Origin of the sequence: Nosocomiicoccus massiliensis (assembly GCF_000438455.1) — a bacterium.
Lineage (GTDB): Bacteria > Bacillota > Bacilli > Staphylococcales > Salinicoccaceae > Nosocomiicoccus > Nosocomiicoccus massiliensis.
Map to the genome: position 1 here is coordinate 1 of NZ_CAVG010000143.1, position 14,660 is coordinate 14,660.

Consider the following 14,660-nt stretch of genomic DNA (forward strand, 5'->3'; position numbering starts at 1 on the left):
AATCCCTTTTTTTATTTTATATTTGATAACTCTATTTTATTGTACTGAGTTAGACATGTTTATTTAACACTTTTCTAATGATTATGTTAGTTATATTGATTTATCTAACATATTTTAGATATTTCGGAGTATTTTTGTTAGATATAATGATTTATCTAACATATTTCAGTAGTTTTGGATCATTTTTGTTAAATATATTGATTTATCTAACATATTTTTAGATTCTAGTCTCATTTTTGTAAATAAAACGTAGAAATCATCATATTATCCACCCTACAACTTCACATCTTGCCCGCTTCTCAGCTTATCTGCAATCTCATCGATTTTACGTAGTCGATGGTTGACGCCGGATTTTGATATCGGTCCTGTTGAGATGCTTTCTCCGAGTTCTTTTAAACTCATGTCATGGTTGTCTCTTCTTAAGTACGCAATTTCTCGTAATCGGTCTGGTAGTTTTTCTAACCCGATTTCTTGGTCGATGTATTTAATATTCTCAACTTGACGCATCGCTGCGCTTATTGTTTTGTTTAAGTTTGCTGTTTCACAGTTAACGAGTCGGTTGACGGAGTTTCTCATGTCTCTTAATATTCTAACGTCTTCAAATTTTAGCATCGCTTGATGCCCACCGACGAGTCCTAAGAAGTCTGAGATTTTCTCCGCTTCTTTTAAGTACGTAATGTACCCACGTTTTCTATCGATGACTTTTGCGTTGAGTTCGTATTCGTTCATTAGTTTCATGAGTGAGTATGCATGTTCTTCATAGAGTGACGCGATTTCTAAATGATAGGATGATGTTTCTGGGTTATTGACTGATCCTGCTGCTAAAAATGCGCCTCTTAAATAACTTCTTACGCATTCATCATCTGTTAATGATGATAATTCCACGTCATGGATCAGCTCGCCATCACGCATGACGTTTAGGTCATCTAATATTTCTCTCGTGTTTTCTTTTACTCTACAAATATAGACGTTATTTTTCTTTAACTGCATTTTTCTTCGAACGGCTAATTCTGGTTCGATTTTATATAATTCTTTAATGAGTCTAAATATACGTCTTGCGATCGCTGCATTTTCTGTTTGGATGTTGATGATCCATTTTCCTTCTGATATTGCGATCGATCCGTTCATTTTTATAATTGCGGATAATTCTTCTTTACTACATTTTTCATCCACTTCTATTCGGCATAGTTCACCTTTCATTTCTGAGGCAAACGACATATTGACTCACCTCACTTTCAATATTCAATAGCTTCAAATAATTCGAGTATGAGTTCATATATATTTTTAGCTAATTGTATCGAGTCATGTCTTAATATACCATCCTCTGTTTTTTGGACGATATTATCATATAAATATACGTTAATTCCTCGTTGTTGTAGTTCGACTTTATTCAAGATCACTGCACTTACGCCTTCTTCTTTGTAGCGCTGTGAGACGAGTTGCTTAGTATCTTCGTCACTTGCTAAAACATGTGTGATGACATCTTTTCCAATATGTTTATGAATCGCATCGACACAGTCCGCTGCTGTCATCGATTTTGTTTCTCCTGGTTGCTCTACGATATTACTAATATAAATCTGATTTGCATGGGATTCTTGTAGTGCTTTTTTGATACTCGTCGGTAAGACGTTTGGGATGATACTCGTATATAAACTCCCCGGACCATATATAATAAAGTCTGCATTTTGAATCGCTTCTATTGCGGTATTAGAACCTTCAATACCCGATGGGCTTAAATATATATGATCGATTTTCTTTTTAACTTTTGGAATATAACTTTCTCCCTCGTATTTTGTCCCGTCGGTCATTATCGCGACGAGTTTTGGGGAGCGGTTTGTACTTGGAATCACTTTACCTTTTACGTTTAATATCTCAGATAACTTTTCAACCGCGACTGAAAAATCACCTTGCATATCATACATCGCAGCGAGCATTAAATTCCCGAGACTATGTCCGCTGATCTTTTCACGGTTAAAGCGATATGTAAATAAATCTTTAATTAATGCTTCAGATTCACTGAGTGCAGCGAGAACGTTTCGAATATCTCCTGGTGCTGGCATATCTATTTCAGAACGTATTTTTCCTGTCGATCCACCGTCATCTGCCACTGTAACGACTGCAGATATATCGATTGGATAATTTTTTAACCCACGTGCAAGTACACTTAACCCTGTTCCACCGCCGATTAAAACGACGTTAATTGTCTTATGATTCATGGCGATGCCTATGTGTTTCTTTGTGGATTGTATTAATTTTATACATATGCTTTGTCTTTAAGTCATTTGAAATACGTTCTGCGATCGCAACTGAACGGTGCTGCCCACCCGTACAACCTATCGCGATATTTAATTGTGATTTCCCTTCTTTTACGTATAACGGAAGTGAAAAATTAATGATGTCGATTAACTTCTCATAAAATATTTCTGTATCTTTAAACTTCATAACGTAATCATAGACGTCTTGGTCGAGTCCTGTTTTCGGACGAAGTGACTCGATATAATACGGATTTGGTAAAAATCTAACGTCATACATAATGTCCGCATCTTGAGGGATCTCATGTTTAAACCCAAAACTTATCACATTAATAGTAAACTTTTCATCGCGGTCATATTTTAAGTAGTCGTAAATCTTCTCTTTTAATTCTTTTGCAGATGTTTCTGTCGTATCGATAATAATTGTCGACGCTTTTTTCACGTCTTCTAGTAAACTACGCTCATTTTTAATCGCTTCAGATAATGACACATTATCATTTAACGGATGACTTCTTCTCGTCTCTTTGTATCTACTAATTAATTTATTATCTGTCGCATCTAAAAAGACGATTTGTGTGCGAATCCCTTTTACTGAAATAAGATCGTTGATTGCTGGAATAAACTGACTAAAAAACATACGATCTCTTAAGTCAATACTTAGCGCAACGTCATGCATATCTTCGTTTGTCGACTGCATCATTTCTACAATTTTTGGTAATAACGGTACTGGTAAATTATCGATCGCAAAATAGCCCATGTCTTCAAGAGATTCTAATGCGATAGATTTACCTGCACCACTCATCCCAGTTAATATAATTAAGTTTTTCACTCGGATTCCTCCCATCTACGTTTAAAAAGATGGAACGAACGTCCCATCTTTTAAATCTTATTCTGTAAATGTTTCGATATATTCGCTTGCATTTTGTGCTGCGATACTGCCGTCGCCAGTTGCTGTAACAATTTGACGTAACGTTTTTTCACGTACGTCTCCTGCTGCGAAGATTCCTGGAATACTCGTTTCCATTTCTTCGTTCGCAATGACATATCCTGTTTCTTCGTCTAAAATACCGAGGTCCTTAAACGGTTCAGTTAACGGGAGCAGTCCGATGTAAATAAATACACCATCCGCTTCATAGTCGTACGTTTCACCTGTATTTTTGTCGAGTAACGTCACTGATTGTACGACGCCGTCTCCATTAATAGACTGAATTTCAGTGTCCCAAATGAACTCCATTTTGTCGTTGTTAAATGCACGGTCTTGAATAATCTTTTGTGCACGTAACGTATCACGACGGTGAACGACTGTTACTTTACTAGCGTATTTCGTTAAGAAAATACCTTCTTCTACTGCTGAGTCTCCACCACCGATAACGACTAAATGACGCTCTTTAAAGAACGCACCGTCACATACCGCACAGTAACTAACACCTTTACCTGCTAACTCTTCTTCACCAGGTACACCGATTTTTTTATGTTCTGTACCTGTTGCGATAATCACTGCTTTTGCTTTGATCGTCTCGCGACCGAGGTCGATTAATTTATAATTACCGTCTAATGTAACTGATTTAACATCACCATATTTATATTCTGCACCAAACTTCGTTGAGTGTTCGAACATTTTAGATGATAATTCAGGACCTGTTATTAAAGAAAATCCTGGGAAGTTTTCAACGTCTTCAGTACTTGCTACTTGCCCTCCAGGCATACCACGTTCGATCATTACTGTTTTTAACTCTGCACGTGACGCGTATACTGCAGCAGTCATCCCAGCAGGACCTGCCCCTAAAATCGCGACATCATACTCTTTTACTTCTGACATAATGACTCTCCTTTACTCGTAACATACTTTTCATATTATATCTAAAATGAGCCGGGTGTGTCACTCATTCTGCTTAATATCTTCAATTGCTTTTTTTAATTTATGCGGATAAACCTGATACTTTTCTGACAATGTTTCTACTGTAAAACCATCGTTATAATACACATATAAAAAAGCTAACGCATATGTTTTCCCAGATTCTTTTAACTCGCTAATGTCGATATGTGTAATCGCGTCAATCCAGCCGAGTAAAATGTCATCTCTATCGAGATAATCAATCGATAACACTTCAAGTCCTTCATGTAATATATCAAACTTTTTAAACTTAAAATTGTTAAATATATACGCCGTGTACATCTTTTCAAAGTTTCCAAACTGTTCAATTAAATCCCATACGGGTGACCCTAATATGACATCTTCCGGTCGAATAATACTCGTACGGAACAAGCCGAGTATGCGCTTATGTGGATCATCACTTTGTAAATACTCGTCGATAATTTTATTTAACGTTTCAGCCGCTTGTTCTTTTTGCCATGGACTGTGAATTTCATCGAGTGGGTGATAGAGCTGCATCTCTTTCCAAAACATTTCTGCTTCTTCGACTTCGCCAATTTTATACGCGGCTTGACTGAGTGCATGTAATAACTGGAAATTGACCATATACTTCTTTTTATATAATGGATAAAGTAATTGATACGCTTCTTTATGCTTTTTTAAAAAGTTTAAAACGAGCCCGACTTTTAAACGGTCGTCTTCGTCGAGTGGTTCGACGACTTCTAAATGACGTAAAAATTTTACATATAAGTCGTGACGATTCGTATAAAAATAAAGTAACGTTAAATGACTTAACGCATGCATATCTGTTTGGTCTTCTTTTAATAGCTCTGTTAATATCGCTTCTGCTTCTTCGAATCGATTTAAAAAGAGTAACGCCATCCCACGTAAATTTCTAAATTCACGTTTATTTGATAAGTCAAAGTCGATATCATCTAAATAATCAAGTGATGTTTCAATTTGACCACTCATAAAGTACGACTGGAATATATATTGACCAACGAATTCTTTCGCTTCCTTTAGAAGTTCATCGTAACTATAGTCTTCAACGGTAAACATTTCCATTAAATCGTCGTAATAATCATCATCTTTATGAAGTTCTGCATACAATATACCAAATAACAGTCCTTTATTTGCATCTTCAATTAACACATTCATCTCAGATAATTCATAGTAATACGTCGTATCAAAATTTGACGCTGCAAACTCTGTCATTATAAACTGTTCTGCTCTATCGTATTCACCGAGTAGCGTGAGTATATACGCATATTCACTCACATATTCGCGTTCTTTACTTTCATTTAACGCTCGCTCCATAAGATTTAAAGCATCACGATATGATCCGTGATGCTTTTTCTTCATCGCTTGACGGTAGTATACCCTCCCGTCGTTACGAAGCGAGATAATTTTACTTTTCAATATCGCTTCTCTCCTTTATAACTAACGGATTACCGTACGCGATACTATTATCTGGAATATCTTTAGAGACGACACTTCCAGCACCGACTAATACGTTGTCACCAATCGTCACACCAGGTAACACCGTAACGTTCGCGCCGATCATCGTATTTTTACCGATCTTAATTGAACCGATACGGTACTCATCGACTAAATATTCGTGCGTAAGTAACGTCGCGTTATAACCGATAATCGAGTTCTCACCAACTGTAATATTTTCAGGATAAAATAAGTCCGGCATCGCTTTATATGCAAAACTTACTTTGTCACCGAGTTTCATATTGAGTCCGGTTTTATACAGTGTATGTTTCATTCTCGTCGATGGGAAATACCTTCCCGCTTCAACGATGATGAAGTTTTTAACGACTCTAAAAAACGAAATCGTACGGTACATCCGCCAAAGCGGATTTTCTTTTTTTGAAGGAAAACGTTCGAGCTTACGCATAATTATTTCCTCTTTTTCTTTTTCGTGTTTTGTTTAACTGTCGCACGCTGTTTTTTGTTAAACGTGTTAAAGTTTCCGTGTACGTTACCATATAGCGGTAAGTGGTACTTTTTATTTCTATATATCCATACAATAATCGCAAGTGCGATAAGTGATAGACTCATCACTTGTGCTGTACGGAGAAGGTCTAAAATCATTAAACTATCTGTACGCATTCCTTCGATAAAGAAACGTCCGATAGAATAGTAAATTAAATAGAGTAAAAACGTCTGACCAATTTTTAATTTCGGACGTAAACGCATCAGTATAAAAATACCGATGACGTTCCAAATCGATTCATATAAAAAGGTCGGGTGATAATACACACCGTCGATATACATTTGGTTAATGATAAACTCTGGTAAACGTAGCGTCTCTAAAAACGCTCGAGAGACCGGACCACCGTGTGCTTCTTGGTTAATAAAGTTTCCCCAACGTCCGATCGCTTGGCCGAGTAGTACGCTCGGCATTAACATATCCCCAAACTGGAAGAAACTATAATTGTTTTTACGCGTGTAGTAATACCCAGCTAGGACCCCACCGATGAGTCCACCGTGGATCGCCATTCCACCTTCCCACACTTTTATAATATCGAGCGGGTGGAGTAAATAATAATCTAAGTTGAATAACACAAAGTAAAGTCTCGCACCTACGAGTGAGAAGATGATGATATATACCATCATCTCCGTAAGTGTTTCGTCGCTAAATCCTTTTTTAACCATCTCATGATTTGCTAAAAAGTATGCACAAATCATTCCTGTAAATATTAAAATCCCGTACCAGTAAATATCGAACCCACCGATACTTACTGCGACGCGGTCAATCGCATATATCATTATTTACCTCCATTATCTTTACTTCTAATATGCGCAATTAAGCGCTCGTTAAATTCTCTCGCTGCACTGACTCCCATATTTTGAAGTCTAAAGTCCATCGCTGCCACTTCAATAATATTCGATACGTTTCGCCCTGGTCGTACAGGGATTAACTTACTTGGTATTTCAGAATTTAATATATTTTTCGTTCGTTTATCTAATCCAAGACGGTCGTATTCTTTATCTTGTTGCCAAAACTCTAAATGAACGTTTAACATAATACGCTTTTCACTTAGCACAACACTTGCACCGAATAGTGTCATTACGTTGATAATGCCGAGCCCTCTAATTTCAAGTAAATTTTCGATGAGCTCTGGAGATTTACCAATGAGAACGTTTTTACCAATTTCTTTGATTTCGACGTTATCGTCTGCAACGAGTCGATGCCCATTTTTAACGAGCTCTAACGCAATTTCACTTTTACCAATACCACTTTCACCAGTAATTAATACGCCGATTCCGTAGACATCTAATAGTACGCCGTGAACGTTCGTCTCAGGTGCGAGAGAAATCTCTAAATAATCAGTTAAGTAAAACATTAAATTCGTAATCGTATTCGACGTTTTTAAAAGTGGAATATTTGCATTCTCACACGCTTCTATAATTTCTTTTGGTGGTATTAAATCGTCTGTAAATATAAAACACGGCGTCTCATTTGTACATAGTAGTTGTGCACGAGTTGCGCGTTCTTCATGGGTTAATTTCGTATTAAAATACGTCGTTTCAGTCAGTCCAAATAACTGAACGCGTTCTTTTGAATAATGCGAAAAATAACCCGCAATCTCAAGACCTGGTCGTGAGACGTCGATACTTGTGATTGGTTTATGTATACCTGTTTTACCAGTGATAATTTCTAATTTGAATCGTTCGATGACGTTACTTACTGTTAACATAATATACCTCTCAAAATTGATACTTCCTATTATAGCAAAAAAGGACAAGTCTGATAGCTACTTGTCCTTTAAATACGTTTTATACTGTATGGAGTGTGACTGAACCTACTTTAGTGCTCGCTTCTATAACGAGACCTGATTCATCTGTGTCATTAATGATCATAATTTCTTTTAATCCTAAATCGGATGGCTTCATATCTCGGATGTTTAAACCAGGCGGATAGTTAATATGTCCAAGTACTGTGTTTAAACGTCCTTCGACTTTACGACCGGATGGAATTTCTACGTTGATACTTCCCATGTTTGTTTGAATTTTAGCATCGCGCGTATCTTCATTTAATGAAAGTGACACTGAGCCGTTCGCTTTAATGTCGATTTCTTCAACATCTAGTTCTTTCGTTGAAATCGTACCGAGCATCGATACGAGTTCTAAATTCGTAAACGCACTTTCTTTAACATCTAATGACCCGCGTGACGTTCTAACGAACGCATGTTTTGCTGAAATATCGTCGACTTCGATATCACCATTTAAAATATCGATAGATAAATCTTTTAACAGTAAATCTTCAACGTCGACGCTACCGTTTGAACTTGAAATGTGTAAGTGGTCGAGTGCACGTTCGTTGATTTCTAATACGACGTTTACTTTCGCACTACGAAGTGGTGACATAATTTCTAAGTTGCCGTTTTTTACTTCGCAGAAAATATCTTCAAAGTAATTGCGTTTTTTATCGAGTTTTCTATAGAACGGTGTCACTTCAAAACGTACCGCTGTTACGCCATCTGTCTTTTTAACTTCGACGTTACCATTCGTTACGTCTAACGTAATAGATGAAAAATCTTCTTCGATCGTTTCGATGAGTTTATTTTTAGACCCTTGTTGGAAAATCGCATCGATGTCTCCTGTTTTAGCTTTGTCGAATACGTCTTCTAACGTTTTTAAAATATCTGACGTGCTCTTCGTTGCTTTCGCTTTACGGCGGACATCGTCAAACGTTTCTTTTGCATTTTTTTGAATCGTATCTGGATCTAAAATCTTTCCAACTTCGTCTGTCATATTTTCAAAAAACTTATAAATACTGTTCTCTTCTTCTTTTTTATCGTTCGTGTGTTTCTTATCTTGATCGTCTTCGTTTAATGCATTCATAAGGTCGATTGCTTCTTTTGTCGTGATTAAACCATCTTCAAGCATTTTTAAAATTCGCGCTTTACTATCCATTATTTAACCTCCTGATGGTTACGATTGAGCCATTTTTTTAAGTGATATCCTGTATGGCTTTCTTTCGTCTCCATGATATCTTCTATTGTACCATGCGCAACGACTTCTCCTCCACCGTCGCCCCCTTCAGGGCCAAGATCGATGATGTGATCTGCAACTTTTATAACGTCTAAATTATGTTCGATAATGACGACGGTGTCACCGTTATCTACGAGTCGCTGAATGACTTTAATCAGTTTTCTAATATCTTCTGAGTGGAGTCCCGTCGTCGGCTCATCGAGTATATAGAGTGTCTTACCATTTGAACGTTTTTGAAGTTCACTCGCAAGTTTCACGCGTTGTGCTTCTCCACCGGATAACGTCGTTGCCGGTTGACCGAGTCTAACGTAACCGAGTCCAACATCTAATAACGTCTTTAGCTTACGACTGATTTTCGGAATATTTTCGAAGAATTTCGCTGCTTCTTCTACCGTCATTTCAAGGACATCTGAGATGTTTTTATCTTTATATTTAACTTCTAACGTTTCTCTGTTATAACGTTTACCGTGACATACTTCACAAGGCACAAAGACGTCTGGTAAAAAGTGCATTTCAATTTTTAAAATCCCGTCACCTTTACACGCTTCACAACGTCCACCTTTTACGTTAAAACTAAATCTCCCTTTTTTGTACCCTCGAACTTTCGCTTCGTTCGTTTCAGCGAAGACGTCACGAATGTCATCAAAGACACCTGTATACGTCGCCGGGTTACTTCTCGGTGTACGACCGATTGGAGATTGGTCGATGTCGATGATCTTATCTAAATACTCGCCACCTTCTATTTCTTTAAACTTTCCAGGTACGAGTTTAGATTTATATAACTCTTTATGGAGCCCTTTATATAAAATTTCGTTCACTAACGTACTCTTACCAGATCCTGAGACGCCTGTTACAACGTTTAAGAGACCGTGCGGGAAGTCTACATCGATATTTTTTAAGTTGTTTTCTTCTGCGCCTTTGACTCTAAACTTTTTAGTCGTTTGTTTTCGATAATTTTCTGGTAATGGGATTTCTTTTTTACCACTTAAATATTGACCTGTAATTGAAGCGTCGTTATTCATGACTTCTTTCGGTGTTCCAGCTGCGACGATTTGTCCACCATTTTCTCCAGCACCCGGTCCGATATCGATTAAATAATCACTCGCAATCATCGTATCTTCATCGTGTTCGACGACGATTAACGTATTGCCTAAATCGCGCATCTCTTTTAGCGTTGCGATTAGCTTATCGTTATCTCGCTGATGTAGTCCAATCGAAGGCTCGTCTAGTATATAAAGCACGCCACTTAACATCGAACCGATCTGTGTCGCGAGTCGAATACGCTGTGCTTCCCCACCAGATAACGTCCCGCTTCGGCGGTTGAGCGTTAAATATCCGAGCCCAACATTTCTTAAAAACGTGAGTCTGTCATTGATTTCTTTTAATATCGGTGTTGCGATTGCTTGATTCTTTTCATTTAAATGTAAATCATTAAAGAATTGAAGCGCATCGTTCACCGATTGGTCGACTGCTTCACCGATATGGCGTTTGTTAATTTTAACTGAGCGCGCCTCAATATTTAAACGATATCCATGACACGTCGTACAGTCTGTTTCACGCATATACTGCGCCATTTGTTCACGCGTATACTCTGACGGGCTGTCTTGATATCTTCTCTCGATATTATTTAAAACACCTTCAAATTGAATTGTACGTGTACGCTTTGCACCGTTACGCTGTGTGAACGTAACGTCTAGATGATCGGTATGACCATTTAAAATAATGTCATGTTCTTCTTTAGATAAATCTTTGAACGGTTGGTCCATATCGATATTAAAATGTTCAGCGACTTGTTTTAAAAGATTCGGATAATAATCTGAACTTATCGGTCTCCACGGTAAAATCGCACCGTCATTTAACGATAACGTGTCATCTGGAATAACGAGTGACGCGTCAACCGACCATTTTTTACCTAATCCGTCACACGTTGGACACGCACCGAACGGACTGTTAAATGAAAAGAGTCTCGGCTCTAATTCACTAATTGTAAATCCACATTCAGGGCACGAAAAGTTTTCTGAGAAGTGGATATCTTCTCCATCTATAACGTTAGCGACCGCGTTACCTTCTCCTTTTTCTAATGCGATTTGAAGTGAATCAGAAAGTCTCGCTTCAATGCCTGGTTTAACTCCGATTCTATCGATTACGATATCGATATCGTGTTTTTTATTTTTATTTAATTCTGGTACGTCCTCGATATCATACATTTCACCGTCAACGACGACTCTTGCGTATCCTTCTTTTCGAAGACTTTCAAATATCTTTTTATGTTGTCCTTTTCTGCCACGTACAACTGGAGATAATATTTGAAGACGTGTACGTGTCTCTAGTTCCATAATCGTATCGACCATTTCTTCAATCGTTTGGCTTTTAATTTCAATATCGTGATACGGACAATACGGCGTCCCCGCACGTGCATATAATAATCGTAAATAATCGTATATTTCTGTAATTGTCGACACTGTTGAACGCGGGTTGTTACTCGTCGTTTTTTGATCGATTGAAATCGCTGGTGATAACCCTTCAATCGTATCGACGTCTGGCTTTTCCATCTGTCCTAAAAACTGTCTCGCATACGCGCTTAAACTCTCAACGTAACGGCGTTGCCCTTCTGCGTAAATCGTATCGAATGCGAGCGACGACTTACCAGAGCCTGATAAGCCCGTCATTACGACGAGCTGATCTCTCGGTATATCTATATTTATATTTTTTAAGTTGTGCTGTCTTGCACCATTAATTTTAATGAATTTATTATTTATCTTTTCACTCACGTGCTTATCACCCTTCTGCTTCTAACTCAAATAACGCATCCCGAAGTTCTGTTGCTGTTTCGAAATCTAAGTTTTTCGCTGCTTCTTTCATATCGCGTTCGAGTTTTGCTTTTAAATCTTCGCGCTCTTTCTTTGTGAGTTTTACTGTACCCGTTTTTTCATATGTTTTATCATCTTTAATTTCAACTTCAGCACTGATGAGGTCACGAATTTCTTTTTTAATCGTCGTAGGTGTAATCCCGTGCTTTTCGTTATATTCGATTTGAATTTTACGACGTCGCTCTGTCTCATCGAGTGCAACTCTCATGGAATCCGTAATTTTATCTGCATACATAATGACGTGACCTTCACTATTACGTGCAGCACGCCCGATTGTTTGTATTAATGAACGTTCGGAACGTAAAAATCCTTCTTTGTCTGCATCTAATATCGCAACGAGTGACACTTCTGGGATATCGATTCCCTCACGTAGTAAGTTAATACCGACGAGAACGTCATACGTACCGAGTCGTAACTCACGTATGATTTCGATACGTTCTAACGTTTTTACTTCACTGTGTAAATATTGAACTTTAACGCCCGCTTCTTTTAAATACGCCGTTAAGTCTTCTGACATCTTCTTCGTTAACGTCGTAATTAAGACGCGTTCGTTCTTTTCAACACGCGTTTGTATTTCATGAAGCAGATCGTCAATTTGATGTTCAGTCGGACGTACGTCAATTGTCGGGTCAAGTAGTCCTGTCGGTCGGATAATTTGTTCGACCATCTTATCTGTATGTTCTAATTCATACGGTCCAGGAGTGGCAGACACGTATAATAGTTGTTGTGCTTTATCTTGGAATTCTTCAAATTTTAACGGGCGGTTATCTAATGCTGATGGTAATCTAAACCCGTGATCGACGAGCACTTGTTTACGTGCTTGGTCTCCGTTATACATTCCCCTAATTTGAGGGAGTGTCACGTGCGACTCATCGATCATAATAACGAAGTCTTTAAAGTAATCGAGCAGTGTATACGGTGTACTCCCCAGTGGACGTAACGTTAAGTGAACCGAATAGTTTTCGATTCCTGACGTAAAGCCCATCTCTCTCATCATTTCTAAGTCGTAATTCGTTCTCTGCTCAAGCCGCTGTGCTTCGAGTAATTTGTCTTCATCGCGCAATTCTTTTAGACGTTCTTCTAATTCTTTTTCAATACGTTCGATCGCAACAGTCATCTTTTCGTCGCGCGTGACGAAGTGAGATGCTGGGAATAGAACGAAGTGCTCGCGTTCACTTAGCACTTCACCACTAATAAAATCAATTTCTCGTATTCTATCGATTTCATCACCGAAAAACTCAACGCGAATACACTGATCATCTCGAGCTGCAGGGAAGATTTCAACGATATCTCCGCGCACTCTAAAAGTACCACGTCCAAAGTCGATATCGTTTCGTTGATACTGTATATCAACGAGTCGACGTAATAATTCGTTTCGTTCAATTTCCATTCCAACACGGATATTTAAACGTAAGTTTTGGTATTCTTCTGGGTTACCTAAACCGTAAATACACGACACAGAGGCGATGATTATTACGTCATCGCCTTCAAATAATGCGCTCGTCGCTGAGTGTCTTAGTTGGTCGATTTCATCGTTAATAGACGCATCTTTTTCTATAAACGTATCCGTAGATGGTACGTACGCTTCAGGTTGATAAAAATCATAATAACTGACGAAATATTCTACTCTATTATTTGGGAAAAATTCTTTAAATTCACTATATAACTGCCCAGCTAACGTTTTGTTATGGGCGATAATTAACGTCGGCTTACCAATTTCTTTAATGACTTGACTCATCGTAAATGTTTTACCCGTTCCAGTCGCACCAAGTAATGTTTGGTGCTTTTGTCCGGAACGTATTTGTTTCACTATTTCTTTAATCGCTTGCGGTTGATCACCGGCAGGTTCAAAGTTTGAAACGAGTTCAAATTCTGCCATAATGTACCTCCAAATTTTTAACTTATATCTATCTTACACCACTTCTTCGAAATTAAAAAAAGAAATGACCGAACGGATGTTTGTCATTTCTTAAATATCATCTTTACTATCTAAATTGTATACTTCAACGAATATATAACCAATTACGATGCTTAGTGCATCTAAATATATAATCCATTCCGTGTTATAAAACCCACGGTACATAGAAATTGCAAATACGATAAACGTTAAAAATATCGCGACGTAACGATTTCTCGTAATCGTCGTAAACAAAATCACTGTAAATGCTGGTACAGTAATTGCCATCATATACCAAAAAACGTCTTCCATATTACTCATCCCTTACATATTGAATGTAACTGTCTAACGTTTTCTTAGAAATCTCTCCGACATATGTCCTCACAATTTCACCATCACTGTTAATAAACAACGTTGTCGGTATAATCGTTAAACGAAGATCCACCATAAAGTCTTTATCATTGTCCATATTGTATATCGGATATTGGACATCAAACTCTTCAATAAAATCATCTCGCGCTTTACCACTATCTTGTACATTTAACCCGACAAGTTCTACGTCATTTGGTAAATCTTTCAAATAAAACTCATTTAAATCTGGTGTTTCATTGCGGCATGGATTACACCAAGACGCAAACAAATTCACAACAGTTACTTCATTGTTTTTAATAATATTATCAAACGATTCATCTGTCGTCACACCATTAAACGAGTACTCCGTAATCAACTGACCTTCTGCATGATTATTAGTAGGTGGCTTT

General features: G+C 37.8%; 13 protein-coding genes. All 13 read right to left on the bottom strand.

All coding sequences use genetic code 11. From position 1 onward, the window contains the following. Positions 1 to 273: 273 nt before the first annotated feature. Positions 274 to 1,218 carry a DNA-binding protein WhiA gene (gene whiA / locus TJ68_RS06975; RefSeq protein WP_040929448.1) on the bottom strand — a complete coding sequence of 315 codons (945 nt, stop codon included), beginning with the start codon at positions 1,216 to 1,218 and terminating at the stop codon, positions 274 to 276. A gap of 17 nt (positions 1,219 to 1,235) precedes the next feature. Further along, complete coding sequence (locus tag TJ68_RS06980) at positions 1,236 to 2,216, bottom strand: gluconeogenesis factor YvcK family protein (RefSeq protein ID WP_040929449.1); 981 nt, start codon at positions 2,214 to 2,216, stop codon at positions 1,236 to 1,238. Then, on the bottom strand, positions 2,206 to 3,081 hold the full coding sequence (rapZ, locus tag TJ68_RS06985; RefSeq protein WP_238316061.1) for an RNase adapter RapZ: 876 nt from the start codon (positions 3,079 to 3,081) through the stop codon (positions 2,206 to 2,208). Before rapZ ends, TJ68_RS06980 begins: the two co-directional genes overlap by 11 nt. A 57-nt stretch (positions 3,082 to 3,138) precedes the next feature. Then, positions 3,139 to 4,071 (bottom strand): thioredoxin-disulfide reductase, encoded by a 933-nt coding sequence (gene trxB, locus TJ68_RS06990; RefSeq protein ID WP_040929451.1) that lies wholly within the window; start codon positions 4,069 to 4,071, stop codon positions 3,139 to 3,141. 60 nt (positions 4,072 to 4,131) lie between these two features. Next, positions 4,132 to 5,544 carry a tetratricopeptide repeat protein gene (locus tag TJ68_RS06995; RefSeq protein WP_040929452.1) on the bottom strand — a complete coding sequence of 471 codons (1,413 nt, stop codon included), beginning with the start codon at positions 5,542 to 5,544 and terminating at the stop codon, positions 4,132 to 4,134. Continuing rightward, positions 5,534 to 6,028, bottom strand: coding sequence for an acyltransferase (locus TJ68_RS07000; protein ID WP_040929453.1), 495 nt, complete (start codon positions 6,026 to 6,028; stop codon positions 5,534 to 5,536). The genes TJ68_RS06995 and TJ68_RS07000 overlap by 11 nt, the downstream gene beginning before the upstream one ends. Positions 6,029 to 6,030: 2 nt before the next feature. Continuing rightward, a complete protein-coding gene (lgt, locus tag TJ68_RS07005; RefSeq protein ID WP_052327375.1) occupies positions 6,031 to 6,903 on the bottom strand; it encodes a prolipoprotein diacylglyceryl transferase in 873 nt (290 codons plus the stop codon). After that, positions 6,903 to 7,835 carry an HPr(Ser) kinase/phosphatase gene (gene hprK / locus TJ68_RS07010; RefSeq protein ID WP_040929454.1) on the bottom strand — a complete coding sequence of 311 codons (933 nt, stop codon included), beginning with the start codon at positions 7,833 to 7,835 and terminating at the stop codon, positions 6,903 to 6,905. The genes lgt and hprK overlap by 1 nt, the downstream gene beginning before the upstream one ends. 79 nt (positions 7,836 to 7,914) lie before the next feature. Next, positions 7,915 to 9,054, bottom strand: coding sequence for a DUF4097 family beta strand repeat-containing protein (locus TJ68_RS07015; protein WP_040929455.1), 1,140 nt, complete (start codon positions 9,052 to 9,054; stop codon positions 7,915 to 7,917). Further along, positions 9,054 to 11,891, bottom strand: coding sequence for an excinuclease ABC subunit UvrA (uvrA, locus tag TJ68_RS07020; protein WP_040929459.1), 2,838 nt, complete (start codon positions 11,889 to 11,891; stop codon positions 9,054 to 9,056). The genes TJ68_RS07015 and uvrA overlap by 1 nt, the downstream gene beginning before the upstream one ends. Positions 11,892 to 11,910: 19 nt before the next feature. After that, positions 11,911 to 13,881: an excinuclease ABC subunit UvrB gene (uvrB, locus tag TJ68_RS07025; protein ID WP_040929456.1), complete on the bottom strand. Its 1,971-nt coding sequence runs from the start codon at positions 13,879 to 13,881 to the stop codon at positions 11,911 to 11,913. A gap of 90 nt (positions 13,882 to 13,971) precedes the next feature. Then, complete coding sequence (locus TJ68_RS07030) at positions 13,972 to 14,220, bottom strand: DUF2198 family protein (protein WP_238316062.1); 249 nt, start codon at positions 14,218 to 14,220, stop codon at positions 13,972 to 13,974. Next, on the bottom strand, positions 14,213 to 14,660 hold a 448-nt coding region (locus tag TJ68_RS07035; RefSeq protein WP_040929460.1), incomplete at its 5' end, for a TlpA family protein disulfide reductase. The genes TJ68_RS07035 and TJ68_RS07030, both read right to left, overlap by 8 nt.

What these genes read in the sequence shown, in the direction of transcription:
- whiA (WP_040929448.1), bottom strand. Translation starts at nt 1,218, where the DNA reads ATGTCGTTTGCCTCAGAAATGAAAGGTGAACTATGCCGAATAGAAGTG.
- TJ68_RS06980 (WP_040929449.1), bottom strand. Translation starts at nt 2,216, where the DNA reads ATGAATCATAAGACAATTAACGTCGTTTTAATCGGCGGTGGAACAGGG.
- trxB (WP_040929451.1), bottom strand. Translation starts at nt 4,071, where the DNA reads ATGTCAGAAGTAAAAGAGTATGATGTCGCGATTTTAGGGGCAGGTCCT.
- TJ68_RS07000 (WP_040929453.1), bottom strand. Translation starts at nt 6,028, where the DNA reads ATGCGTAAGCTCGAACGTTTTCCTTCAAAAAAAGAAAATCCGCTTTGG.
- lgt (WP_052327375.1), bottom strand. Translation starts at nt 6,903, where the DNA reads ATGATATATGCGATTGACCGCGTCGCAGTAAGTATCGGTGGGTTCGAT.
- hprK (WP_040929454.1), bottom strand. Translation starts at nt 7,835, where the DNA reads ATGTTAACAGTAAGTAACGTCATCGAACGATTCAAATTAGAAATTATC.
- TJ68_RS07015 (WP_040929455.1), bottom strand. Translation starts at nt 9,054, where the DNA reads ATGGATAGTAAAGCGCGAATTTTAAAAATGCTTGAAGATGGTTTAATC.
- uvrB (WP_040929456.1), bottom strand. Translation starts at nt 13,881, where the DNA reads ATGGCAGAATTTGAACTCGTTTCAAACTTTGAACCTGCCGGTGATCAA.
- TJ68_RS07030 (WP_238316062.1), bottom strand. Translation starts at nt 14,220, where the DNA reads ATGAGTAATATGGAAGACGTTTTTTGGTATATGATGGCAATTACTGTA.